Origin of the sequence: Microcoleus sp. FACHB-SPT15 (assembly GCF_014849525.1) — a bacterium.
GTDB classification, from domain to species: domain Bacteria; phylum Cyanobacteriota; class Cyanobacteriia; order Cyanobacteriales; family Coleofasciculaceae; genus Symplocastrum; species Symplocastrum torsivum.
Map to the genome: position 1 here is coordinate 29,094 of NZ_JACJNU010000068.1, position 26,183 is coordinate 55,276.

The window sequence follows — 26,183 nt, forward strand, 5'->3', positions numbered from 1 at the left end:
CGTTCTCCAAAAACAATTGCGTTGTTAAGTAATCAGACCTGAGATGGCGTTAAATGTTCCTAGAACTTACTAGCTAAACTTTTTAGTGGCTCACACTGCAAAATGCTCAATTACAGCAGTTTTTACCTAAGTTGTTATGAACAACCTCAAGGTAAAAGACGCTAGTTCCACTTCATTAGTTGCTAAGTAAAAGAAAATAGTTTCCTGAATCAAGGGACTTCACCAAATCATCAAAATTCGAGGCTGGGGGATTGCTGTTGTCATCCCCAATCCAACCCCAATCAGCGGGGATTGGATAAAGGTCTTGGTCTCCGTAGAAGAATTTAAATTGTTAAGCTTGTTTATCTATCCATCGGTGGTAAAGTTTTTGAATCGCTTTGAGGACGTTGTTTTGCCCCGACTTTTGTGCAGTACTCGATGGATCGAGAAGCTGCAAGCGAGTCAAGAGTTTCGCTTCCTCTGTGGCAACATCGCCATCGCTGTAAATTAAAGCGCTGAGGGATTCAATCAGCCGCTCGTAATCTTCCGAACTTGGGCGATCGCCTAAATATTCTTTCACCCAGGTATAACACTCATCAGGGAGAACGGCTCTGAGTTCGTACAACAAGGGCTGAATCTCTGGATCGTCAGCAACGCCTGATTGGGTTGCCACTCGCTTGAGATACTCCCGCTCCTCTGGCTGAACTTTGCCGTCAATCCAAGCGGCACCAATCAGAATTTTGACTAATTGTTTAACACTAGAGTTTGCAACCATGATTTTTCTCTAACTAACTAAGTGCCCCTCTATCTATAACAGAACACTGAAACGGGTTACGGAAATCACAGGTTAAAGTTAGCAAACGTTGATTTCTCAACGCTTAAAATTTTTGATAAGATAGATACCCCGCAAGAGATACAACTGTTAAATATAGAGCTTCTCGTTTGAGTGAAATAAGAGACCTAACCCCCAACTCCTTCCCTTGCAGGGAAGGGGGGTAAGCCTATCTTAAGATCAGGAGAGAGGTTGGAGAGGTCAAAGTGTATTGCCTCCAATTGCAAACCGCTATAAAACTCTCTCTTCCCCACGTTCTAGTTTTAGGCGCACCATGAAGAAGCCATCCATTTGATAGCGGTGAGACCAAACTTTCATCCAGCCTTGGGGTGTTGCAAAATTAGTAAGGGGTGAATCAGCCAGTGGTGGCTCAATTTGCCAGGAGGAGTGACGCTCAAGAAAGCTTTGAATTACCCTTTCATTCTCCTGGGGATGCAGTGTGCAGGTAGCATAAACGAGGATGCCTCCAGGCTTCACCCAGGTTGCTGCTTGTTCTAAGAGTTCTCCTTGCAACACTGAAAGTTCATCGACTGTTGCTGGTGTCACACGCCAACGGATATCAGGACGGCGGTGGAGTGTACCATTACCTGAACAGGGAGCGTCCAGTAAGACAGCATCGGCCGAATTGATGAACTGAGGGAAGTTGCGACTGTCGCCTGTGCAGATTTGAATGGATTGTAGTTGTAGCCGTTGGGCATTTTCTTGCACCTTTTTCAGGCGAGAAGGTTTCGTGTCACATGCCCAAATCTTACCTTCATCTCCCATTAATTCGGCAATATGGGTTGTCTTTCCTCCCGGTGCTGCACAAGCATCAATAACAACATCACCTGCTTTTGGGTTCAGGAGATGGCTTACTAACTGAGCGCTACTATCTTGAATCGTCCACCAACCTTCATTAAATCCAGGTAGCTGTTGGATTGCCCCCGTACCACCAACCACTCGTAAGGCTTGGGGTAGGTGTGGCACACGACGGACATCAACGCCAGCCGATTGCATCGCGGCTTCCACTTCCTCAATTGATACCCGTAGCAGATTAACCCGAAGGTCAATTGTTGGGGATTGGTTCAACCATTCACAAAGCGATTCAGCTTCTTCGATTCCCAGTTGTTCTACCCACAGCTTGATAATCCAGTCAGGAAAACTGTGCAAGATGCCTAAACGTGCCACAGGTTCCTCTGGTAACTGTAGCGGGTCATGTGATTTTGGAGGGTTTGACTCGGCATCGGCTGAAGCTGTTGCGAGACGCTCATACTGTCGTAGTAAGCCATTCACAACACCAGCGAGTCCTTTGAACCCATTTTCTTTCGCCAGTTCAACCGTGGTATTAACGGCTGCTGAGGCGGGGATTCGTGATTGGTAGCGTAGCTGGTATAAGCCGATATGGAGGATTGTGCGGAGATCAGGGGGCTGCTGGTGGGCTTTCTTTTTGCCGAGTTGGTCAATTAAAGCGTCGAGCGATCGCATTCGTCTGACGCTCCCATAAACGAGTTCAGTCACTAGAGAGCGGTCAGCACTGTTTAATTTAGCGGTTCTCAGCACCCGATCAAGGGCGATGTCAGTATAAGCACCTCGTTTTTGGATATCTCGAAGGGCAAGAAATGCCAACTGGCGAGGATTTTGCATAGGAAGCGAGCCTTGTTGGATCAAGAACTTTAAGTTTAGAGTGGCCTATAGACTTAGAGTTGATTGATTCTATCGTCACATCAGATAGATCAAAGTATCAAAACCCTAAGCACCTAAACAAGAGAGACTGGAGTGGCTACAGAAGGATGTGGAACTGGGGATTTAGTGATATTCTTTTGCACAATGTGAACCGAGAACAGCAAGCAGTTATAGAAACCTTCGGAGAGAAAGTTCTACCAGCGCTAGGTCAAGACTAAAGTAGGAGCCGTTTATAATCATCCTTTCGATTGTTCATGTTCAATTCCACCAAGAGATTGCGGAATGCCTAAAAGATGGTAACAGTTGTGGTGGTTCTTAATGTATTGATCTCGCTGCTGTGCTTCTATGCGGCTTGGCAAGTGTGGAATTTGCGGCGGACACTAGTGGTTGTCACAGCTATTTTGATCAATGTTGAGCGCAGTGCTTATCTTGTGTTACACGGTGCCCCAAATGCAATTTCGCAGGGACAACTCGGTGTCAACGGATTGAGAGAGAGCTATCAACAACTGGATATTCAACTGCAAAAAGTTCAGCAAGTTCTAACCCTCATCGGTTTGCTACAACGTGCTTGGCGGTCGGTTAGGCGTAGTAATTTGCGATCGCCCTCAAAACGATTACGGCGTCCACGGCGCTACAAGCAGCGATAGTGAGAGTTGCAGCCATTTAACAGTGTGGCTTGTCTCAAACAAAACAGGATTACGCTAAGGTTGCTCTAGACATCTATCCAGTATATCTGGCTGTTCAGTAGCGAGAATGAGTGGATAATGACTAGCATATTCACAACAAAGCAGAGGACTCAGAGGTTAAGTTCAATTTCTAAAGAGCAAATCTGCATAAAATTGGTGTAGGGATAGGAACCAGAAAATGTCAAAGAAAAGTGCTGGATCATTTATTGGTGGCTTGCTCTTAGGTAGTGCCATCGGAACCGTGACTGGTTTACTGATTGCCCCGCGCACGGGTCGAGATACGCGGCAACTCTTGAAGAAATCCGCAGACGCTTTGCCGGAGTTAGCCGAAGATCTATCGAGTAGCGTACAGCTACAAGCCGATCGCCTTTCTGAATCGGCACTGCGTAATTGGGATGGCACACTTGCTCGACTGCGAGAAGCGATCGCCGCAGGTATTGAAGCTTCTCAACGAGAGAATCTAGAACTCAGACAGTCCAAGGCGGAAGTGGTCACTGAGACTCAGCCGTCGGTTCCTGACCATAAGCTGTAGGCGAACCGTTGGTGATTGACCCTCTATTTTGGCTAGGATTGTCTATTTTGTTGGTGGCTGTCAGCTTGACTGCTGTCTTAGTTGCCGCACTGCCCGCTTTGCAGGAGTTAGCACGGGCAGCCCGTAGTGCTGAAAAGTTATTTGATACCCTCCGGCGAGAATTGCCCCCTACCTTAGAGGCAATTCGTCTCACAGGCTTAGAAATCAGTGATTTGACTGATGATGTCAGTGAGGGGGTTAAAAGCGCTGGTCAAGTGGTTAAACAAGTTGATCAAAGTCTTAGTGGCGCAAAAAACCAGGCGAAGAAGGTACAGGTCAATACTCGTGGCGTTGTCGCAGGTGTCAAAGCGGCTTGGAAAACCTGGAACCGTCCCTCAACAGGGCGTAAGTCAGTTGACCGTCTCCCACCCAGCCAAAGAAAGGCTTTAGATCTACATGAGTCTGAAACCTCTGCCTCGATCACATCAGCCGACAATGTGTATCGAGAGCTTGATGCTGATCTCGATGATACCGACCAGAACACTTCTGAAACCTTCTATAAAGACATCAAGGATTCTCTTCCACAAAGGCAATACGAAGACGTGGAGCAGCCGGATGAAAGCTCAGACTATTAATCGTCAGCACGGATGCGCTCAACCATCACGAGAATTGATAGCACAATTATCAAGTCAAATCACTGCCAGAGAACGCTACAGGCTCCAACACCCCGCCCCTACTCTAATTCGCAATATCGCCCATCTGTCAAGGGTAAGTTAGGTTTTCAGGTTATCGGTGTATCCATGAAAGTTATAGCAATTCTCGGCGAGAGCGAGGTAAGCCTTAGGGGCTTTGGCATTCGTGCCTCTACATGGCTAGAGCAATAATTTATTCATCAGCTAAAAAATTTGGGAATCTGCACTACCTTAAACTTCTCCAACTTCGGGTGCAGTTTCTGCATCTACCTGTTCAAGGTTTACCTTATTATAGATATCTGCCAGAGAAACTTCAAAGGATACTGAAGCTAGCGCGATCGCATCATCTGATTCATCATATTCGCAAAACGACCATCGCTTCTTATCCGTCTTAGAAAAATGTTCGATATATATCCGAGTTTGGTCGAGTAACAAATATTCCTGAAATTTGGGAATCGTGCGGTATGCCTCAAACTTTTTGCTGCGATCGTATCCCTTGGTTGACGGTGACAAAACTTCGATAATCACGCTGGGATCGGTAATCGTATCTGTGCGGTTATTGTAATACTCCGGCTCTCCCGCCACGATCATCACATCGGGATAGGTATAGATGCGCCGCTGGGGTAACCACAACCGTACATCACTCATAAACACTCGATAGTCGAGTTTTTTGAAGGCAAAACTCAGTTCGGCATAGAAATTGCCAGCTATCTGATTGTGATTAGTAGAACCACCCGCCATAGGAACGATTTCACCATCAATGTATTCGCTTTTGTAGTCAGCCGCCTCCTCTAGTGCTAGATATTCCTCTGGAGAGTAGGATCGCTTGTCAGTAACTTGCATGGTTCGATGGGGAGCAGGGGCGCATTTGACCTCGATTTACGCCTACGCTAGCGCTTTTGGGTAAGCGTTGCCTGTTCTCGACGTTATTTATATTCTTTAACAGACAACTCTCGCGGCGGACGGAATGACCCTCCCCTTCCTACCGCTTTCTGTGAAAATTTACGCGATCGCCTTACAAGCCACAAGTGCCAAAGCAATCCGTCAGCTTTTCTTCGATGCCCCAGGAACACCACACTCTCTATCGGGTTAGTTAGTGTCTTCTGTTTCACTACTTTGGGCATCCACCAACGTCTCTTTGGATGAGTCTACATCTTTTGAACGAGCGACTCGCTTACCTAGAGCCGTCTTCAACTTTGCCTTTGGGGTTTCTCCTTCCAGGCGAATCTGAATTTTTGGGCCAGAACTGGCTAGACGAATGATCATTCCGTCTACAACCGGGATTTGGGTAATGCGCTTCCCATCTATATAAGTTCCATTGGCACCTAAGCTAACAATTTCCCATTCCGAACCTTTACGCCTTAGCTCGACATGATGACGGGAAACTACGGCGCTGTAGAGAATGACTTCGTTATCAGTTGACCGCCCAATCCGAATCAATGATTCAGTTTCAAAAGGCCAACTTTGAACAGGCACAGACTGGAGAGGATGCAGGAGGGTCAGAGTAATCACCGATGTTACATCTTTCAAAGACTTTCGTCTCACGGTCTGAGACTCTTGACACTTCCCCCACCAACTGGTAGGGGATTCTTTTTCTTGGTTAACTGACGCTGTTTCTAGACTAAGTTTAAGTGGATGCAATCTCAACGTGTGAGAGTTTACCCAACTCTAATTACACAGCTACATAAAACACCTTTTTCAACCTTGATAGGCTGACAGATGTGCCTCTTCTAGAGAACATGCTTTCAGCTCCACTGACTAGACTACAACCAAGACTGCTGATACTTCGGATTGGCTTGTTGGTTCAAGCTAAACCGACTAAGGCACTCTTGAATAACTGACTGAACAGCCTTAGCTGCTCCTTGTTCAGTGACTTGAATGCTTCGACAGTGGCTTGAGATCTGAGAACTAAAGCACTCATTACCTCCTTGCCCCTCGACAGCTTAGGACGAGAGAACAGGAGTAAGGGTGTAAGGTTCACAGTCTTCATGATTGAATTATCCAATATGTCAGGAGGTGCTGCCAGATAATCTTTGTTTTTAATACTTACTTGATAGTTACCACTTCTGCCTAGGAGACAATTACCCTAAACCTTAAGCATTGTTCCGATGCTCATTCGGTTGGTAAAAATTAGCAACTGAATAGAAACGCCAATAATAGCTTGATTTTTAAACCAAAGCTACCTTTTAAAAACCAAGTCGGCAATTAGGTCTGACCCCTCATCCGAAGGTGTTGGGTGAGCGTCAACAGGTGTGTCGTTCACCCAACTCGTCGCCAAAGCATCAAGAACCTTGGAACAAAAATGTCACTTGGTCACCTTTACCTAAGCTAATGCGATCGCCTGTTCGCAAACGGTGCCGATTGCCCCTCGGTAGGGGGGTGTGATTGACGTAAGTACCATTAGAACTGCCAACATCTTCAAGGAAGTAGGCATCTCCCTCAACCCGGATATCCGCATGAATACGGGAAACAATCTCTGAGTTTGGAAAACCCGAAACGTCAATATCAGGTGGAATCTGGTCATTGGTCTTACCGATATGAATCACTGAGAGATTCAAGGGCAACTCAATCCGTGTATTCGTTTGGAGGTGTAAGAGGTGAGCCGACTGTACTTGTAGCTGAGTTTTGCCTAGACCTGTCGAGGTAACAGGAGGTAGGTTACTTACAGGAGGTGGTATCGGTGGCATAGGGGCACTACTACTCGTTGCCGCAGGTGATGCCTCTGATTCGTTGCTAACAGGAAGAGGAGGGGGAGGGAGTGTACCTAAGTCAGGAGAACTTGGAGTTCCAACTTCTGGGTTGGCTGGTTGACTGACAACAGTAGCTGGAAGTGGGAAGCCAGGGTCAGGAGTTGGTGGATTTGTCGAAATCGGCTCCGGATCGGGAAATTGAGAGCTAACAGACATAGGTTCAGGTTCAACAAGCGGGTCAGGAGCTACTAAGTCTGGCACATTAGGAAGTGGGGTTGGGGGAGCTGTATTCCCTCCTCCCGTTGAACCACTGACATTTAAATTAAAGCCACACTGACCGCAGAAGCTCGCGTCTGTCTGAACAGTTGCACCACAGTTAGGACAACTCGTGGTTGCGGGTAAAGGGGTATAACAAGCTTCACATTGGTTAGCACCGTCCGGATTTTGGTGATTGCAGTTAGGGCAGACAATCATAGAACCTCCTTGCAGCCAGAATTCATCCTCCCTATAAAAGCACAACAGACAGTTAGATTTTTAGGCATTAGTCAACGCAAAGGTAGTTTAGTGTTTTAGGTCAAGACCCGCTGAGTCATCCAAGAGCCACAAAAGCTCACCTTGGGGCTGGATTAACCGGGATGGGTAAGTCTGGGCATCAGCATCAGGGGCAAATATCTGAGCCAGAGCAGGTCGTTTACTAGCACCAGCAACAAGAAAAATCACACAGTGGGCATGATTAATCAGGGGCGCAGTAAAGGTGATGCGGGGTTGACCATCTTTGTTGCCTACAGTGACAAGCCGATCTTGCACTTGTAGAGCGTCAGTATGAGGAAAAAGTGAAGCGGTATGGGCATCATCCCCGATTCCCAACAAAATTATATCTAAAGCAGGAAACTCCCCCACAGATGTACCAAAGAACTCCCGCAACTCGGCTTCATGCTTCTCGGCATCCGCCGATGGCGATTCCCCAGTTGTGGGCATGGGATGAATGTTGGTAGCGGGTATGTCAACTTTGTTTAACCAAGCACTCCGTGCCATTCCCTCATTGCTATCCGGGTGGTTAGCTGGCACATAGCGTTCATCGCCCCAAAATACATGAATCTTATCCCAAGGGAGGTTTTGGTTGGCGATCGCTTCGTACAAGGGCTTTGGTGTGCCACCCCCAGCAAGCGCGATCGTACACCGACCTCTTTCCTGAATCGCTGATTGTATCTTTGAGAGGACGACTTCAAGCGATCTCGCAATCAGTGCCTCTTTATCCGGTAGAACTTCAACAACTTTGTTCATAAAACCTTTTACCCCATTTCTAATGTCTATAACCTATACAAGGCTCTATATTGTCCAAGTTTATTAATCACTACAGAAGCTAGTTTGTCGCTTTTTGTAAGTAGTCACTGGTCACGAGTTCAGTTGCAACAGACAATGAACAACGGACAAAAAACCACGTCTACTAGACCCAGCCAATAACCGGACTTAAAATGACTAGCTCGACTGAAACTTAAACCCTAATTAAGCATCATACTTGCCGTATCTATCAACAAACGCCAAGTGATGAGCATCTTTTAGCGGCTTGTTGCTCCAAGTCGCGATCGCTCTAACTCATTACCGAGTGCGAGAGTGCTGATTAGCCTAATTGCTCTCCCCTCCTTCTCCAATCCCTAGATGCACCCAATCTCGCCCCAAGGCATGAGGTACATCATCATCTATTAAGCTAGCTGTACCAGTCTTGGCGACGAGTAAGGGAGTTCGCACAGTAAAGTTGGAGATGGATCATCACATTCCTCAGAGGCATAACCCATGAAAAGTAGTGCTATATATTCTCCGTACACAGCTCTGACTCTCAAGACGGTCGGGGTGGTTATGATCGTGTCTTCTCTCTTAGACTTCATCATTTTGGCGATTCCCTTTAACCCACTAAGGACAGATTGGCAAATCGGCTTTGTCACCCAACTGGTTGACCGGGGCATCATCCCGATGGTCGGTATTGCACTTTTAGTTGTGGGGCATTGGATTGCTAATGCTAGCGGAGCTTCACCAGCAGAGCCTAGGTCTGCGGTTCAAGACTTACGATTTTGGGCGTTTATACTTGCTAGCCTGCTTGGGTTAATTTTCCTGGTACTTGTGCCGTTGCACTTCAACAATATTCGGATGCAGAGCAATCAGGCGCTTGAGCAGATCAGCAAGAAAGCGAGTACGCTTGAAACTCAATTGGACAATCAAAGTAAGCAAGTTGATGCTCTTGTCAAAGACCCTCAGAAGCTTTCAGAGCTAGACAAAGCAATTGCGAGTGGTCAAGTTCAAGGAGAGCAACTCGCTCGGCTACAGGCACTCAAGCAGCAATTACAGTCGTTTAAGCAAGACCCACAAACTCTCAATCAACAAGTTGAGCAGGCGCAGACTAAAATCCGAAGTGAGAGGTTAGCCGCTGAAAAACAAACCAGAACTGGGGCGTTGAAGTTAGGTTTAAGAACAGGCTTGAATAGCTTGCTCTTAGCGATTGGTTACATTGTCATTGGCTGGACAGGATTCCGTAGCTTGGGGAACAGCCGCTAAGTACAGGGTCCCAGAAGTTTTTACGAAGTTCCTCGCACCTTGACTATTTGTTTTTCTCGATTTTCCTGGTGCCACCAGCACCACTCAGCGCTGTGATGAGTTCTCTTTGTGAGGAAGCATCTTAAACCGGACTCAATCGTTAATATGACCTACCTGAGATGTTCTCGATTTATATCCTGACCTACAACGAAGAACTCGATATTGCAGCTTGTATCGAGTCGGCGCAGCTTTCAGATGATGTTATTGTCGTAGATTCCATTAGTCGCGATCGCACTGTAGAAATTGCCGATCGCTACCCTGTACGAATCGTACAACACGCTTTTGAAAGTCACGGGCGACAGCGCACCTGGATGATCAAAGAAGTTCCGACAAAGTATGAGTGGGTGTACATTCTCGAAGCCGATGAACGGATGACCCCAGAATTGTTTGCTGAATGTCTGGAAGCCATACAGACATTGGAGTCCGTGGGCTATTATGTCGCTGAGCGCGTCATGTTTATGAATCGGTGGATTCGCTACTGCACTCAATATCCCCGTTACCAGCTACGCCTGTTTCACAAGGATAAAGTCTGGTTCAGTGATTATGGTCATACCGAACGAGAAGTTTGTGATGGACAAACTGGTTTTCTGAAGGAAACCTATCCTCACTACACCTGTAGTAAGGGCTTGACACGCTGGATTGAAAAGCACAACCGCTACTCTACTGATGAAGCCGTAGAAACACTGCACCAGCTACAAGCAGGAACAGTCAACTGGCAAAACTTATTTTGGGGTCGCTCAGAAGTCGAAAGACGCCGCGCTCTTAAAGATTTGTCACTGCGCTTACCTGGACGACCGCTCGTGCGCTTTATCTATATGTACCTCTTACTGGGCGGATTCCTTGATGGCAAAGCCGGATTTACCTGGTGTACTCTACAGGCGTTTTATGAATATCTCATCTTGCTCAAGGTTTGGGAGCTAAAGCAATCCACTAAATTACCCCCAACCGATGGATCGATGCCCGCTCGTGAATTGAGAGAAATTAGTACACCATCGTAAGCTTAGAAAAATAAAAGAAATATAACAAAAACTCAGTATCTGACTTGACCAAACGTATCTGTAGGGAAATCGGCAGTGGGCGTAAGGCTCTCTGTTAAACTGTAAATTGCTATACCAGTTGTCTTTATAAGATAATTCTGCTTACTCTCGGTGTCTGGTTGGCGGCACCGATGCCTGTTATATGGGTCATGTTTGAAGAAAAAGTACAAAAATTGAAGAGAGCCGAACATCTACAGGGATATCACCACTTGCAACATTTCTTTACAAGCCTTAAAAATAGGAATGGAGTCCTCTACCACGAACACAGCTTCACTGGAGCAAGTACGTGTGGCTTAGATGAGAACTCACCTCCAATCAACGGCGGGTTGTCCTCCTGTGCTTAGGGGTTGCTAGGGTAAGGTTTATAAGCTTGTTTTATGCTTTTCTCAGCCAGTGATTGAGATGGCAATAGCAAAATTTTAAGAGCCATTGTTAAGGAGAGTCGGTGCTCTGTGATCCAACGCTTAAAGCAGGACTTCAAAAATGACCTGATTGCAGGTCTTCTCGTAGTGATTCCTCTCGCTACGACAATCTGGCTGACGATTACGATCGCTAGTTGGGTGATCAATTTTCTAACCCGTATTCCCAAGCAAATCAATCCCTACGATAACCTCCACCCAATTTTGGTCAATCTCCTAAATTTGGTGGTAGGGCTAACAGTGCCACTAATATGTATTCTGCTCATCGGCTTGATGGCACGTAATATTGCAGGGCGGTGGTTGCTAGATTTTGGAGAGCGGGTTTTGCAGGCAATTCCCTTAGCGGGTTCCGTCTATAAGACTCTCAAGCAACTGTTGGAGACGATTTTAAAGGACTCTAATGGTAAGTTTCGTCGGGTGATCTTGGTAGAGTATCCGCGCCGAGGGATTTGGGCGATCGCATTTGTCACAGGCGTGATGAGTGCGGAGATTCAATCTCAGATGTCTCGCCCAATGTTAAGCATTTTTATTCCGACAACACCAAATCCAACGACTGGCTGGTATGCAATTGTTCCGGAAGACGAAGTTGTTAACCTATCAATGTCCATAGAAGATGCCTTTAAGGTAGTGATTTCGGGTGGAATTGTTAGCCCGACAGGTTCATCTCTCCCAATTCCCCTTCAGGCACCTTATAGTAAGAAACCACTAGAGCAACCTCTGCCTGAGATGAGACGTCAGGTTCTACCAACGGAAGAAAGCTGAGAGTCATTAGCTACTCTTCCAATGACGGATGGCAGAACATCCTTTAAATCCTTAAACTGTGCTATTTATCCTAGACGTACCATGCAACCCCGCAGAATTGCTCGTGAACTGACTCTTTTGAGCCTATCTCAGATGCCTAACGCCCCTGAACGGCTGGAGACGCAGCAGCTAACTAATTTAGTATTGGCAGCCGTTCGTACTCTTACAGGTGAAATTCAAGAAGCTTTAGAGACGGCAGCAGCAGAACTCAGACGGGGAAGCGATCGCTTGCTGACTAGCGAAACTCGTGCTGTTGATGTCAACAGTTCCAAAGCGATGGTAGCCGATGCGATCGAGCTAACCGAGAAAGCGATTAACCGTCTTGGCAGTGCTGTAGAAATGCCAGAAGTGATTCAACTGTCTAATCAGCAAGAAGTTCGTACCTACGCCTTAGAGCTTCTGAAAACTATCAACCGGAGACAACAAGAGATCGATGAAATTTTGACCCAAGCACTCCAAGATTGGCAACTTCATCGTCTACCTCGAATTGATCGAGACATCTTGCGGATTGCGGTGGTAGAGATTTCATTTCTGGGTGTACCCGATCGCGTTGCGATCAACGAAGCTGTAGAACTTGCCAAACGCTACAGCGATGACGAAGGGCACCGATTTATCAATGGTGTCCTGCGCCGTGTTACCGATCGCATTAAAGCGGAAGCCCGCCTACAATAGAGAATTTAGATATCTATATAAAGAAAAATAAATTGACGCGGGTAGTCAAGTAGGTGCAATGGTTTTTAATTGGTTCCGCCGACAGATTGGTAAAGAGGGTGAGAAGTCTTCAGAGGAAACTCCCCAGGTTGAACAGGAAAAACAGGCTTTAGAGCAACCAGACGTAAAACCTGCTGAGTCAACCGAAGGGCAGACTCCGGCCGTTGCTGAAGATTACCTGAGTTGGGCAAAAGCGGCATACAAAAACATCCAGAAGCAGCAACAGTCTGTAGAACCTGAGACAACGGCGACAGAACCACCTGCCAGCGAAACGGTAGAGGAGCAAGCCCCAGAAGCTGCAATAGAGACTTCTGTTCCCTCTACAGATGTGACAGATACCCCACATGTAGAAGAAACCACTAAGGAGAGCGCCCCAACAGAGACGGCACAACCAACTGAAGCGGCAACACCTGAAACTGCAGCAATCCTTTCAGAACCTGAACTAGATGCTGCCGTGGCAGAAGACACGGCTTCAATAGAACCTGTGGTTACTGAAGCTGAACTAGAGGCAACGGCTACAGTAGAAGCACCAGAAATCTCAGCAGATAGCGAATCCGCTGAATCTCAAGACAATTTAGTCGTACCCTCTGAAGAGAGTGTAGAAACCCCAACTGCTGAAGCTCCAGTTCTAGAGGAAGAGACAGCGACATCTGAAGCCGGAACGGACTCTGGTGATCAGTCAGTGGCACTGCCATCAGAAGAACCTGTCGTTCCCACAGGTATGGATTCAGAAGCCGAGCCAGTTGTAGAGGCACCTCTAGCGGCGGAGTCAGAGGCAGAATCCTCTTCTGCTTCTATCCCAATCTGGGCGCGTCAGTCTAATGCAGAACGACAAGCACGACTAGAACGCCTCAAGGCAACTGCAATTGAGATACCAGAACCTGAGCCTGTTAGGGCAGTTGTACAGCAAGCTGAACCCGCAGCAACGACGAGTGTTGAAGCCGGGGAAGTACCTGGACTTGCCTTTGATGAAGGGTTCCTCTGGTCAGCTGAGGTGTTGGCAGCACAAGGCCGTCGTCCTGAAGATGTCTCCCTTGAAGAGATTAGCTGGCTCAAGCGGCTGCGTCAGGGACTAGATAAAACCCGTCGTAGTTTAGTTAACCAACTCAAGGCGATTGTTGGTCAAGGCCCGTTGAATCAAGACGCCGTGATGGAGATCGAGGCGCTGCTGTTACAGGCAGACGTGGGTGTCGAGGCAACGGATTATATTATCAATACCCTGCAACAGAGATTGCGGGAGGAAGTGCTGCCACCGGAACAAGCGATCGCTTATCTTAAACAAATTCTCCGAGACTTGCTGGATCGACCTTGCCAAGAGTCTTACAGCCCTAATTTTGCGCCAGAAAAAGACACACTAAATATTTGGCTGATTACAGGCGTTAATGGCGCAGGAAAGACAACGACGATTGGAAAACTGGCTCACCTAGGGCAAAAATCGGGCTACCATTGCTTAATTGGGGCAGCCGATACCTTCCGGGCGGCGGCTGTGGAACAGGTGAAGGTTTGGGGACAGCGTAGTGGTACCGAGGTGATTGCGAATCCTGGTAAGAATACCGATCCTGCGGCTGTGGTATTTGATGCGATCGCGGCAGCTCAATCTCGTAACGTAGAGTTGCTCCTGGTAGATACAGCAGGACGTCTGCAAAATAAGAAAAACCTGATGGAAGAACTCGCGAAAATTCGGCGGATTGTGGACAAAAAAGCTCCCAACGCCAAGGTTGAATCCCTCCTAGTTTTGGATGCCACACTAGGACAAAATGGTCTACGTCAGGCACAAGTCTTCTCAGAAGCAGCAAAACTTAGTGGTGTCGTTTTAACCAAACTCGATGGTACGGCAAAAGGCGGTGTTGCTCTTGCTGTTGTGCAGGAATTGGGTTTGCCCATCCGGTTTATTGGGGCTGGGGAAGGCATCGAAGATTTGCGTCCCTTCTCTAGCTACGAGTTTGTTGAAGCCTTACTCAACGGTTGAGGTTATCCGGTGAAGAGACTCGCCTTCTCTCAATGCCTTTGCTCACCCTGGCAACGTTTATACACGGCTGAAAGCTGAACGCTGACCCCTACTTGCTTACTAACCGAGCAAGAGTTGCCTCCATTACTGCTGTTGTTTGTCCAGAGACAGTAAAGACCAACGCCTCGCGATAGACTCGTTGTGCTGCATGGTGTTTGTAGTTAGCAGCACCACTGGAAACTGTCACCGCCGCGTTTGCACATCGTACCGCCAGGTTGATTGCCCAAGCCCGAAGTTGCAGTCGTTCTTCCCAAGGCTGGGAGTCTGGAGACAAAGCCAGCATCATCGCTTCATCGCAGTGAGTAACTTCTGCGTGAAGAGACTCAAACGCTTGTTTGAGAAAGGGAAGCGGCTTCTTAGAGTAAGTTGTTTCTAAGATATCCAGTCCTGCTCTGGCACACCCCAAAGCAAAAAAACCATGATGAATAACGTTCCTCTTGTCGTTCTCATGAATTGCGCCTGCTGACTTGACAAAAACTACACGTTCTTGGGGTAAAAACCATCGAGTCAGAGTAGCCGTGACGGTATTTGTTGATGCCATTGCAGCGAGTTGCATTGGTTCAGAGTAGCTAATTGCCCCACCAGTATCTTGGAGCGTTTCAACAAATGGCATCAGCCCGTAGACTGCCCGACCATCCGGTAGTGCTGCGCCAACGATAAAATCTTGAAAGAAGCCAAAACCTGTTACCCAAGGCACCTCTCCCTCTAACTGATAGCCACCTTCTACGGGAATTGCTTTTACAAGTGGGTCACCTGTTCGACGCAGTTGGGAGAAGCCGACACCTACTAGCTTCTGTCCATAGCCCATATAGGGGAGGTACTGCCGCTTTAAAGATTCATTTTCACTGCTGGTAAGTAGTTCAGCAGCACTCTGATGTTGAGTTTGCAGGAATGCCAAAGCGCCTGAATATCGTGGCACCAACTGCTGAAAGCGGCGGTAAGTTGCTTCACTAACTTGTGTCCCTCCCCAAGATGTAGGAACCCGTAGCGCCAGTAAAATGCGATCGCCCATACCTCGCAGGGCATCTTTCAAAAGCGCTGAATCACTATCAATCTCTGATGCCAAGGGCACTACTGACTCTCGCAGAAAAGATTCAGCGAGGTCTAGTAGTGCTTGTTGGTCATCCTTATGAGACACGGAAGACAATCATCTGAAGCGTTGATTACATCGGTTGACCAGATGCCACATTAGTGAATGCATTAAGGTGCAAGCAGTGGTTTTGGTTCTTCTTGCCAGAAGACAATTGAATCATTGAGTGGTTGAATTTGAGTTCCGGGATAGTAGAAACTGAGGATTTTTGCTCCCGACCAACCAAGATTGGCTAAGTTGTAAGAACCGTATTGGCTCATGCCAACACCATGACCAAAGCCACCACCAACGAAGGTATAGCCTTTGAGGATTTTATTATCTCCGTAGATTGGCTCTAAGTAAAACAGAGTACTCCGAGGCGGGCCAAAGGCACTGCGAACTTCATTTTTGTTGATTTCAATAACGCCCTTGTCCGTTTGTACAGTGAGTTTAAGAATTCGCCCTGATGGAGAGCGTTCCACTACCTGCATCTGCACAATTGTGGTGAAGTTGGCAAGGGGGTGTTTGGATCTTTCAAGATAGCGTCTTAAATCCTTGGCTATCTGTTCTAGTGTGTTTCCCCTACTCCATCGGAAGGCATCTCTGCCAGTTTCATTAAAACCCTGCTTTAAGTTAATGAATTCCCGAAAATTTCGTTCATCAGCTAAGGGCTTTTGCGCTAGATTCCAGACTAAGTTAGGTGAGTCTATGACGGCTTTTAGATAGGGGCGTTCTGAGCCATTCCAGACATCACTGAAAGGAGCGGTGACACCCCCAGTGGTTGAAGAATAAAGGGCATCTACTAGCTCGTTGTTGTACGTTAGCACCAATCCTTTTGTGGCTGCGATCGCTTGGTCAGTAATCGGTGCTGTACCCGTTAATCCTCTATAAACCTGGCAGTGGACATCTGCACACAGTTCGTAACCATCAGCGACAAATCGGCGTAGGTTGCGTAAGGCATAGGTTCGCGCAAGAATAGTTTGAGCTTCCACGGCAGCATAGGGGGCACCCGCTCCAATTTCATGAGGCACTACACCCCGCAGATAGGTTTCGACAGGAACCTGATTCACCAGGGTGTAAGTCCCGTAGGCGTTGGGTTGAATTCGCAAACTACCACTGTAGAGACGTGGGTTTTGGTCATCCTTCCCAACACCAACCTGAATAAGATTCTTTTCTGAAGAAATCTCCAACTGCCGACGAGTGTAGCGGTAACCATTGGCAACAAAGGATACTCGTGGCACTCGTTGTAGAATTTCTGTTTCAATTTGAGCCGTTGTATCGCCTTTGGCTTGAAGTGCAGAAAGCAGCAACCGTCGCAGTAAGGGGGTTTGATAAACATTCCGTTTTGCCCAAACTTGCCAGCGTTCAGGTTGAGTAATCTCAACCTCAATACCGTACTGTCGCCACTGATTAGCATTGTCTTCTGCTGTTTCAAAGGTGGCGTGGTTGCTGAGTACGAGACGCTCTTCCACCACTGGTTCTGGAATCTTTTGCATCAAAGTTTCCAGATTGACGCTTTCCACTTGCAGCGTTTGCGGTTGCATATCGCCTGACAAAAAGCGTAAGGTAAGGCGATCGCCTGAAGTCGCTTTCAAGGTTAGCTGGTCAGTTGGTTCGTCTCCGAATCGCTGCACGACTCCTACTTTAAGCTCTACGTCCTTGGCTTTTGCAGGTGGTTGGAATATCCCTGTCAGTCCCCATAGGGATACTGTCATCAGGACAGTGCTTAAGCTTTGACTAACTCGTTTTTTCGTCAGGGTCTGCTGTCTCAAAATCTTCCTCAAGACACAAAGAAGTTACACTGATCAACTCTCCCAGGATAGAACATATATTCTGGAAGCTGACCTTTATAGCAAAAGGCAAAAGGCAGAAGGGAAAAGGTGCAACTTTTCCCTTTCACCTAATCTAACCTTTCCCCCAACCGTTCAAGCATTACTACTGCTGCCAAAGAGAACTTCTCCTTTGATCATTCGCTGTGCTGCCTCAAGCAGTACTTCTTCCAGATAAGGCTTGGTGAAGTAGCCGCTAGCTCCTAGCTGAGAAGCCATTTGCCGATGTCGGTCAGCACCGCGAGAGGTGAGCATGGCGATTGGTAGATGCTGGAGATTTTCGTCTTTCTGAAGCCGAGATAGCAACTCTAGACCGTCCATTCTTGGCATTTCAATGTCACAGAAGACAATATCGCACGGTAGACCGGAGCGGAGTTTATCCCAAGCTTCCTGACCATCACGGGCTTGTTCAACCCGATAACCCGCTTTGGTAAAGGTCATAGATAGAAGTTCACGCACTGTAATGGAGTCATCAACAATCAGAACCATTGGCTCTGCCTTGACAGGAGGCACATCTTCTGGCGGTTGAGCAGAGGATTCATCTCTCGACCAGAGAGTAGTAACTCCATCTTTGCGAATGCGACCCATCGAGAGGTCAATCAGTTCCAAAACATCAGCAATTGGCATAATCCGACCATCCCCTAAGACAGTCGCTCCAGCAATTCCTATTGGCTTAGGTGCAGGTCCTTCGAGTTGCTTAATTACGATCTCCTGTTCGCCCAACACCTGATCGACTTGGATAGCGATGAAGTTACTAGAACTACGCAACACGACTATGGAAATCATGTCGTCTTCTCGCTTGCCGCCGTATACAGTAGCCCGATTGATTTGGCGATTGTAGCTTAGCAGTTCAGAGAGGGGCTGGAACGCCAGCAATGTATCACGCCATTGGATACAGGTTTGACCTTCTGCATTCGTTTGGATGCGATCGCACGGCACATCCAACATATCTTCTACCCCGTCCATTGGGAAGGCGAGACGAGCGTGAGCGCTTAGACAGCAAAGCGCCTTACAGATACTCAACGTTAAAGGCAGACGAATCGTAAAGGTTGTTCCCTTACCTAATGCCGAATCAATGTGAATTGCGCCCCGAATCTCACTCAAACTTGTTCGCACGACATCCATGCCAACCCCTCGACCCGCGTACTCATCCTCTTTATCTTTGGTCGTAAAGCCGGGATGGAAGAGGAAGTCGTACAAATCTAAGTTAGTAAGGTTTTTGGCATTGGCTCGACTGATGAGTTTTTGCTCAACTGCCTTTCTTCTTACTAGTTCTGGATCAATACCTGCGCCATCATCGGAGACAGAAATCACGGTTTGGTTACCCTGCTGGGAAGCCCTCAGGGTAATTTGACCAGCCGTTGGCTTACCGGCGGCTTTGCGTACTTCGGGTGGTTCAATGCCATGAGTCAGGGCGTTGTTGACTAGGTGAACCATCGGGTCAGAGAGGTGTTCGAGAATCATTTTGTCGATTAATGTTTCTCGACCCTCAACGTGTAATTGAGCTTCCTTATTGAGTTTTAGGGAAATTTCACGGACAGCTCGGAATAAGCGGTCAGCCGTCTGGGCAAACGGCACCATCCGTCCGCGTGTCAGTCCTTCCTGCAACTGGGTAGTGACCTGCCGCAGCATCCGAGCCACCTGGTCTGTTTCATCGACCAGAAACTCGATGTCAGATGCCGACTCCCTTACCCGAACAATCAGCTCAATCATCTCTTGGGAGAGCAAATGGAACCCGGTGAAACGATCCATTTCCAGGGGATCGTACTCCATACCAGAAGAGTTGTTGTTGGGGGCGCGGTCTGAATGGAAAGAGGAACGTTGACCTGGGCGGCTAGACAGCAGCGAGGTTTCCAGGAGGCTACGTTCATACAAATCCTGCATCCTCGCCCCTACATCACTAAGGGCTAAGACTTGGTGCGATAAATTATCCAAAAACTGCCGTAAACGTTCTTGGTCTTGCTCCAAGCTGTTGCGGTTTACTACCAGTTCCCCCACTAAGTTGCTGAGACTGTCCAGGTGTTTTACAGGCACCCGCATTGTCTGCTCAAAGAGCCTAGCACCATTACGCGGTCGGATAACCGAGCGAGCCTGTCGCTGGTCAGCGATCGCTTTTTGTGGCCCACCCATCGTCTGATCTGCCTGCTCTAGCAGTTTCTCCAAGTCGCCAAATTCATCATCAAGGCTGTCTGTCTCAGGAGCCTTACTCGTTACAGGCGCTGACGATTGCTCAGCGGTATTGATGTCCTCCAAGAGGAGTTCAAGGTCATCAAATGCATCCAGATTGGATGATGCCAATGCTGGAGCCGGAAGCGCTTCCTCCGTTAGCAGTGCCTCTAAATCGTCAAACTCCGACTCTAGGGAACTTGTTACCTCGCTAGCGCTCTCGAAGCTATCGAACTCAGCTGTCAGAGACGGGTCTTCTTCTTGTTCATTTAAGAAAGCGAAATCATCGAGTTGGGCTTCTCCTTCACTCCCTTCTCCCAGGAGACTATCCAAATCCGCCCAGCCATCAGCACTAGTTTCAGTAGCTAGCACCTCTGGTAGTGCTGGGGTTTGTGCAGCTTCCGGTCGTTCATCGCTCTCTGCCGTTTCCCACTCCAATCCCAAAGCCGTGTTCAGGTCTTCCTCTGTCTCCACATCCCAAAGTTCTAATGAACCTTGATCTGTGTCCATCTCCTCCCAGTCTTCGGGAACGGTGAGATTATCTGCCTCAACACCCAAGAAGTCTTCTAGATTTTCAGTTGTCTCAACGGCGTCTGTTCCTTGCCAATCTAGGAAATCATCAATAGCTTCTTCTTCAACTGGCGCAAGCTCCCAGTCAGAAGCTGCTTCCGTCTCAAATAAGCCCTCCTCTAAAACATTAAGGGCATCTGCCTCTTCCGATTCCCCAGTTCCCAGTAGTGCTTCTAACTCCGAGACGGGCGAAGTTGCAAAGGATTCACTATCAACAGCTTCAGTTGTTTCAGCCGTTTCCCATTCAAACATCGCCGCTTGAGGCTCTACTATCTCCTCGGCTTCTACATCGAAGTTCAATTCTTGTGCCGAAGCTTCAGTTCCCAAATCTTCTTCAAAATTGAGCGCCTCCAAATCGGCTGAAGCAAAATCTAATGCCTCGCTATCTGCTGGTGCCTCATCAAAGCTAAATCCTTCTGCCGAGACTTCACTACCAAAGTCTCCTTCCAGATTGAAAGGTTCTAAATCAGCTGAGGCAAAATCTAATGCCTCGCTATCTGCTAGTACCTCATCAAAGCTAAATCCCTCGGATGAGGCTTCGCTACCAAAATCTTCGTCCAGATTGAAAGGTTCTAAATCAGCTGAGGCAAAATCTAAAGCATCGATATCTGCTGGTGCCTCCTCAAAGCTAAATCCCTCTGCCGAGGCTTCAGTAGCGAAATCTCCTTCCAGATTGAAAGGCTCTAAATCAGCTGAGGCAAAGTCTAATGCCTCGCTATCTGCTGGTACCTCATCAAAGCTAAATCCCTCGGCTGAGGCTTCGCTACCAAAATCTTCGTCCAGATTGAAAGGTTCTACATCAGCTGAAGCAAAGTCTAAAGCATCGATATCTGCTGGTACCTCATCAAAGCTAAATCCTTCTGCCGAGGCTTCAGTAGCGAAATCTCCTTCCAGATTGAAAGGTTCTACATCAGCTGAAGCAAAGTCTAAAGCATCGATATCTGCTGGTACCTCATCAAAGCTAAATCCTTCTGCCGAGGCTTCAGTAGCGAAATCTCCTTCCAGATTGAAAGGTTCTAAATCAGCTGAGGCAAAATCTAATGCCTCGCTATCTGCTGGTGCCTCCTCAAAGTTTAATTCTTCTGTAGAGGCTTCGCTACCAAAATCTTCTTCCAGATTCAGAGCCATATCAGCTGAGGCAAAATCTAATGCCTCGCTATCTCCTAGTGCCTCATCAAAGCTTAATTCTTGTGCCGATGCCTCAGTTCCCAAATCTTCTTCAAAATTGAGCGCCTCCAAATCGGCTGAAGCAAAATCTAATGCCTTGTTATCTCCTGGCATCTCCTCGAAGCTAAATCCTTCTGCCGAGACTTCACTACCAAAGTCTCCTTCCAGATTGAAAGGCTCTAAATCAGCTGAGGCAAAATCTAATGCCTCGCTATCTGCTGGTACCTCATCAAAGCTGAATCCTTCTGTAGAGGCTTCGCTACCAAAATCTTCTTCCAGATTCAGAGCCATATCAGCTGAGGCAAAATCTAATGCCTCGCTATCTCCTGACATCTCCTCGAAGCTAAATCCTTCTGCCGAGACTTCACTACCAAAGTCTCCTTCCAGATTGAAAGGCTCTAAATCAGCTGAGGCAAAATCTAAGGCTTCGCTATCTGCTGACATCTCCTCGAAGCTAAATCCTTCTGCCGAGACTTCACTGCCAAAGTCTCCTTCCAGATTGAAAGGCTCTAAATCAGCTGAGGCAAAATCTAATGCCTCGCTATCTGCTGGTGCCTCCTCAAAGTTTAATTCTTCTGTAGAGGCTTCGCTACCAAACTCTTCTTCCAGATTCAGAGCCATATCAGCTGAGGCAAAATCTAATGCCTCGCTATCTCCCGGTATCTCCTCGAAGCGAAATCCTTCTGCTGAAGTTGTACTACCGAAATCTTCTTCCAGATTAAGAGAATCTACATCAACTGAGGCAAAGTCCAAAGCATCGATATCTTCCAGTGCATCTTCTGGTGCCTCCTCGAAGCGAAATCCTTCTGCCGAGGCTTCAGTAGCGAAATCTTCTTCCAGATTGAAAAGCTCTAAATCAGCTGAGGCGAAATCTAATGCCTCGCTATCTCCCGGCATCTCCTCGAAGCGAAATCCTTCTGCTGAAGTTGTACTAACGAAATCTTCTTCCAGATTGAGAGAATCTACATCAACTGAGGCAAAGTCTAAAGGCTCGATATCTTCTGATGCTTCGTCACCTAGTAGCGAGTCTATGTCTGACTCTTGCCAGTTGAGGGAGATATCGCTGTCGGTGACTTGATTCGTTTCCGTGGTCTCTTGTTCAAAGAGTTCCTCATCATTGAATTCTGAGATATCAGCAAAATTGTCTATAAAGGACATTATGGAAGCTTCTTCAAGTTCGCTATCCCAGCTATCAGTTGTTGCTGATGCTTCAGTAGAAGAAAAGTCTTCAAACTCCAAGATGTTATTAGCTGCCGAAGTCTCAGTCGCTTCTGGATCGGTATCAAATAAGTCATCGAGACTATTAAAGCTAGGATTGGCATCTAGCTCCTCTAATGAAGAAAGGTTAAACTCTTCGAGTCCTAATGCTTCTGTCTCAGTTGTTTGAGACTCTAGCCAATCCTCTGAGGTCTCTAATGAGTCAAAAGCCTCATTCTCTGATGCCTCAGCAACTAAAGGAGCTTCAGTTCCAAACCAATTATCCAAATCTCCCTCACTTGTTTCATCTAGGTTGAGGGCGTTGGCTGGTGTCTCATCTAAGTCGAAATCGATGAAGTCGGCATTCATCCCAGCTGTACTCAGCTCATCCAGGGTAAATTCCGGCTCGTCTACATCCAACAGTGACTCTTCAAGTAAACTTTCCGCTTGCGGAGTTGACAATTCGTCTATTGTAGGAGTGTCCCAAAGACTTTCATCAAGTGACAAATCTGGCTGCTGTGCTGATGGATTAGCTGATATATCGCTCTGTGTGTCAAATCCACCTAAGTCGAAGTCTTCATCAGCCGACAAATTAAAGTTATTGGCAGATTCGTCAAAAGCCAATTCATCGAAATCGAAAGGCTCCTCGAAACTGCCTAAAGTTGTTTCTTCCGGAGTGGTTTCAAAGAGGCTGTCGCTTTGTTCGTCGTCAATTACCAGTTCTTCCCCAAAGCCTAAATCATTCTCAGAAAGATTGGCTGCTTCCCGTTCAGAGCTTTCCAGCCAGTCGCCTAGGTCAAGCTCTGACTCAGTAAATGACACTTCATCCAACTGGAGTTCGTCGTTACCAATGTCTTCTAGTTCCCAGGCTGAGTCTTCAAAAGTAAGAGCGTTATCCTCATCCCCGATAAACGCTTCACTCAAGAATTCCTCATCATCTACTGATAAGAGTCCTGCATCTTCCAGTCCAAGAGCATCTGCCTCATCGAACCCCTCTACCGCTGGCATGGCAAAGAAGTCATCATCCTGTGGCTGTCTTTCAGTCATTGCTTCAGCGTCAAAAACAAACTCTTCTGGGTTCTGTGAAACAGGCGCGTTTTCTTCAAAGAAACTGTCACCAAACAAACTGTTTAAGTCGTCTGATGAGGTGCTTGATGTTGCTAGCAGATCTGAGCTATCCGCCTCAAATAGTAGGTCTGAAAAGTCATCCGTTGCGCTTAATGAGCTTTCTGAGTAATCGTTGCTCAATGGTGCTAAATCTTCTTGTAAGGTTACCTCAACACTTGCATCGTCACCCAACCAATCTCTCAAATCTTCATGAGTGGATGCCTCAGTTGTTGAGAGTTCCAAGTCATTTAGGTCACCCATCAAGTCTGCAAAATCGTTGCCTTCCGAAGGAATCTCGTAAGGATTATCGTCCCAAGTGAAAGAGCTGTCTTGAGCGGGTCTGGGTTGCCTGTCATTAAAGCTGATGATTTCCTCTTCTTGCCAGGTTTGATCTAAATCAGGAGTTTGACCTTCAAAGATATCCGCTAGGCTATTAAGTTCTGCCATTCCGACTTCAGGATCGCTAGGTTCACCCGGACTAGAAGTGGTACTAGTCGTGCGGAATGAAAAATTTGCTCCGCTGCGAGATTGAGGACTAGAGCTTGAGGTAAACCAGGAGTCTTGTTGGATTTCAGGCAAGCTTTCGTATTGGTTGGCTGAAGTGTCCTCTGCTTCTATAAAGTTGTGTTGTTCTTGGATAGGACTATCTAGGTCATCAAATAGGCTAGTCGCTGACAAATCGCTATCCAATGTTGTCTCGACAGAAGCGGCTGGGACAAGTGCTTGCAGTTGTTCACTGGGGGCAATCTCAACCGAACGACCTGCCATGACTAATTCTTGAGCCTGTTTGATTTCTTTGATCACAAGACTCGCTAGTAGGCGGAAAGAATTATCTTCACAAGCGATCGCATTTTGTGATGACTCTAATAGCTCACTCCAACCCGGCAAATCTAGTTGCTCTCCAAGATGCGCTAAGAATCGGCAGTGTTCTTGCAATGCTTCACGGCACTCAGGCAAGTCTGCTTGCTTAAACAACTGCAACATTTCTCGAAGTTCGACCAAGACGTCTCGTCTGAAGCTTTCTGGTACCACCTCTATAGGGTCTTGACTGAACGAAGCATTTGCCACTAGCGGTGCGTGGTGTACGGCAGCGCTAGTATGAACTTCCACTGGCAATGAAGTCTCAGCCGTGGCAAAGGAAGTACTATCCTCAGCTTTCTTGACCAACTGCCCTAGGTAATTATTGAGTTCCTCAAAAACTGGCTCAGCCTCCGCCATGATCGTGTTAGCGGCTTCATCGGTTAGCCCAAATGGTCCTTGGAGTTGCTCGACAAGTGCCTGCAGGGTATCAAATACTTGTAAAAATAAGGATTCTAGTTGATGATCAGCCTTCACAGGTGATTCTTTGAGGACTTTGAAGCAGTCTTCCAATCGATGAGCGGTTTTCTGAATGCTGTTGAATCCCAACATTGCCGCTCCGCCTTTGACAGAATGGGCTGCACGAAAGACCTCGTTTACCATTTCGGTGTCTTCCATGGTGCTTTGCAGATTGAGCAAACCTTGCTCAATCGTATTGAGGTGGTCTTTTGCCTCCTCAATGAAGTAGCCCATGATTCGCTGTTGTTGTTCCGGCTGCATAGCAATGTCCCTCAAAGAATTTTGAGTAATATCTGGGCATCCGCCCCCCCCTGCCCGTCCTGAGTACTGGAACCTAAAGATTACTCCCAAGACTCATGACTCATCTCTTATCACTTTTTTTGTATCTATAGATAGCTCTCAATGTAGCCAATATCTCCAGAATCGACATAGATTTTTATACCGATGAGCTAATTTTTGAGAAGCAATCAAAACTCTTAGGACTCGCGAAAAAATAAGTTATCCGTGTTGAGCCGGGGAAAGGATATAGGGAGAAAGGAAAAGCTTGATGTGGAAGCATTGCCCCTTTAACCTTTTCCCTAGCCCAAAAGTTTGGTTATTTCTGTGCGACTTCTTAGATGTTTCCCCTATTAATTAAGGGTTCTAGCCTTAATTTAAGCTAGAACCCTTAATTTAGGTTTTCCTAGGTATGGAGCTAAGCGGATTCGAACCGCTGACCCCCTCAATGCCATTGAGGTGCTCTACCAACTGAGCTATAACCCCGTGCAGTGCGTTTTTTATGATGCCGTAATAACTAGGTTTCGTCAAGTCTAGGGAAGCGGTTGGCGTTGGTTTCAGTAGAACGAACTTGAGGATTGAGCCATCTGGGTCAGATAGCCAACATAACTACCCATCAGGAAGTAGACGACTAACATGGCAGCGGCTGACATGGCGACTAGAGTGCCAGCTAGCATCAGGGAAAACTGTTGGCTGTCGAAGGCTTCCTGCATCAGGTGCAGCGACCAAGCCACTAAAGCAACATCAAATATTAAAATAGCAATCAACATAAGTTAACGAAATTTAACACTTTGTCCATTCTAGCAGCCGCTCAGATGGCTGAACACAACGCACAGTGTTGTGATACACAACAATATTTAATAGTTTC

Annotated in this window: 21 protein-coding genes and 1 tRNA gene; 9 read left to right on the forward strand and 13 right to left on the reverse strand. The window is 47.1% G+C overall.

The annotated features are described in order from the left end of the window. Positions 1-331: 331 nt before the first annotated feature. Together H6F98_RS29850 and H6F98_RS29855 are read right to left on the reverse strand one after the other, a co-directional pair. On the reverse strand, positions 332-754 hold the full coding sequence (locus H6F98_RS29850; RefSeq protein ID WP_192222369.1) for a TerB family tellurite resistance protein: 423 nt from the start codon (positions 752-754) through the stop codon (positions 332-334). Positions 755-1,042: 288 nt separating this feature from the next. Beyond that, complete coding sequence (locus H6F98_RS29855) at positions 1,043-2,434, reverse strand: 16S rRNA (cytosine(967)-C(5))-methyltransferase (RefSeq protein WP_192222370.1); 1,392 nt, start codon at positions 2,432-2,434, stop codon at positions 1,043-1,045. 332 nt (positions 2,435-2,766) lie between these two features. Between H6F98_RS29855 and H6F98_RS29860 the strand changes: the two genes are divergently transcribed. The 3 genes from H6F98_RS29860 (at position 2,767) to H6F98_RS29870 (ending at position 4,305) form a co-directional block, all read left to right on the forward strand. Next, complete coding sequence (locus tag H6F98_RS29860) at positions 2,767-3,120, forward strand: hypothetical protein (protein ID WP_192222371.1); 354 nt, start codon at positions 2,767-2,769, stop codon at positions 3,118-3,120. Between the two features lie 217 nt (positions 3,121-3,337). Then, on the forward strand, positions 3,338-3,691 hold the full coding sequence (locus tag H6F98_RS29865) for a YtxH domain-containing protein (protein ID WP_192222372.1): 354 nt from the start codon (positions 3,338-3,340) through the stop codon (positions 3,689-3,691). 11 nt (positions 3,692-3,702) lie between these two features. Beyond that, the gene (locus H6F98_RS29870) at positions 3,703-4,305 is read left to right on the forward strand and encodes a DUF948 domain-containing protein (RefSeq protein ID WP_192222373.1); all 603 of its coding nucleotides are present in this window, start codon (positions 3,703-3,705) and stop codon (positions 4,303-4,305) included. 288 nt (positions 4,306-4,593) lie between these two features. Here H6F98_RS29870 and H6F98_RS29875 read toward each other — a convergent pair whose 3' ends face one another. Beyond that, positions 4,594-5,205 (reverse strand): Uma2 family endonuclease, encoded by a 612-nt coding sequence (locus tag H6F98_RS29875; protein ID WP_192222374.1) that lies wholly within the window; start codon positions 5,203-5,205, stop codon positions 4,594-4,596. Positions 5,206-5,329: 124 nt separating this feature from the next. Between H6F98_RS29875 and H6F98_RS34275 the strand changes: the two genes are divergently transcribed. Continuing rightward, entirely contained in the window at positions 5,330-5,455 is a 126-nt protein-coding gene (locus H6F98_RS34275; RefSeq protein ID WP_277927627.1) for a hypothetical protein, read from the forward strand. Here the strand turns inward: H6F98_RS34275 and H6F98_RS29880 are convergent. The 5 genes from H6F98_RS29880 to H6F98_RS34280 form a co-directional block, all read right to left on the reverse strand. Beyond that, positions 5,452-5,874, reverse strand: a complete 423-nt coding sequence (locus H6F98_RS29880) for an FHA domain-containing protein (protein WP_192222438.1) — start codon at positions 5,872-5,874, stop codon at positions 5,452-5,454. The two genes, H6F98_RS34275 and H6F98_RS29880, sit on opposite strands and share 4 nt — an antisense overlap. Positions 5,875-6,166: 292 nt before the next feature. Then, the gene (locus H6F98_RS33160) at positions 6,167-6,352 is read right to left on the reverse strand and encodes a hypothetical protein (RefSeq protein ID WP_206759690.1); all 186 of its coding nucleotides are present in this window, start codon (positions 6,350-6,352) and stop codon (positions 6,167-6,169) included. Positions 6,353-6,644: 292 nt separating this feature from the next. Further along, on the reverse strand, positions 6,645-7,526 hold the full coding sequence (locus H6F98_RS29885) for an FHA domain-containing protein (protein WP_192222375.1): 882 nt from the start codon (positions 7,524-7,526) through the stop codon (positions 6,645-6,647). A gap of 87 nt (positions 7,527-7,613) precedes the next feature. Further along, positions 7,614-8,336: a 6-phosphogluconolactonase gene (pgl, locus tag H6F98_RS29890; protein ID WP_192222376.1), complete on the reverse strand. Its 723-nt coding sequence runs from the start codon at positions 8,334-8,336 to the stop codon at positions 7,614-7,616. Between the two features lie 342 nt (positions 8,337-8,678). Continuing rightward, positions 8,679-8,801: a hypothetical protein gene (locus H6F98_RS34280; protein ID WP_277927628.1), complete on the reverse strand. Its 123-nt coding sequence runs from the start codon at positions 8,799-8,801 to the stop codon at positions 8,679-8,681. Positions 8,802-8,846: 45 nt separating this feature from the next. On the opposite strand from H6F98_RS34280, the gene H6F98_RS29895 reads away from it, so the two are divergent. The 5 genes from H6F98_RS29895 to ftsY all read left to right on the forward strand — a co-directional run bounded on the left by H6F98_RS29895 (position 8,847) and on the right by ftsY (position 14,578). Then, positions 8,847-9,602, forward strand: coding sequence for an HpsJ family protein (locus H6F98_RS29895; RefSeq protein ID WP_192222377.1), 756 nt, complete (start codon positions 8,847-8,849; stop codon positions 9,600-9,602). 158 nt (positions 9,603-9,760) lie between these two features. Then, entirely contained in the window at positions 9,761-10,639 is an 879-nt protein-coding gene (locus H6F98_RS29900; protein ID WP_192222378.1) for a glycosyltransferase family 2 protein, read from the forward strand. Between the two features lie 491 nt (positions 10,640-11,130). Next, positions 11,131-11,859 carry a DUF502 domain-containing protein gene (locus H6F98_RS29905; protein WP_192222379.1) on the forward strand — a complete coding sequence of 243 codons (729 nt, stop codon included), beginning with the start codon at positions 11,131-11,133 and terminating at the stop codon, positions 11,857-11,859. Between the two features lie 81 nt (positions 11,860-11,940). Beyond that, on the forward strand, positions 11,941-12,570 hold the full coding sequence (gene nusB / locus H6F98_RS29910; RefSeq protein WP_192222380.1) for a transcription antitermination factor NusB: 630 nt from the start codon (positions 11,941-11,943) through the stop codon (positions 12,568-12,570). A gap of 58 nt (positions 12,571-12,628) precedes the next feature. Then, the gene (gene ftsY, locus H6F98_RS29915; RefSeq protein WP_192222381.1) at positions 12,629-14,578 is read left to right on the forward strand and encodes a signal recognition particle-docking protein FtsY; all 1,950 of its coding nucleotides are present in this window, start codon (positions 12,629-12,631) and stop codon (positions 14,576-14,578) included. 88 nt (positions 14,579-14,666) lie between these two features. On the opposite strand, the gene H6F98_RS29920 is transcribed toward ftsY, so the two are convergent. The 5 genes from H6F98_RS29920 to H6F98_RS29940 form a co-directional block, all read right to left on the reverse strand. Then, positions 14,667-15,755 (reverse strand): acyl-CoA dehydrogenase family protein, encoded by a 1,089-nt coding sequence (locus H6F98_RS29920; RefSeq protein WP_313929970.1) that lies wholly within the window; start codon positions 15,753-15,755, stop codon positions 14,667-14,669. 62 nt (positions 15,756-15,817) lie between these two features. Further along, complete coding sequence (locus tag H6F98_RS29925; protein WP_192222383.1) at positions 15,818-17,401, reverse strand: SpoIID/LytB domain-containing protein; 1,584 nt, start codon at positions 17,399-17,401, stop codon at positions 15,818-15,820. 210 nt (positions 17,402-17,611) lie between these two features. After that, positions 17,612-25,300, reverse strand: coding sequence for a response regulator (locus tag H6F98_RS33825; RefSeq protein ID WP_192222384.1), 7,689 nt, complete (start codon positions 25,298-25,300; stop codon positions 17,612-17,614). A gap of 428 nt (positions 25,301-25,728) precedes the next feature. Then, positions 25,729-25,801, reverse strand: a tRNA-Ala gene (locus H6F98_RS29935). A gap of 71 nt (positions 25,802-25,872) precedes the next feature. Further along, complete coding sequence (locus H6F98_RS29940; RefSeq protein ID WP_192222385.1) at positions 25,873-26,085, reverse strand: hypothetical protein; 213 nt, start codon at positions 26,083-26,085, stop codon at positions 25,873-25,875. Between the last annotated feature and the right edge of the window lie 98 nt (positions 26,086-26,183).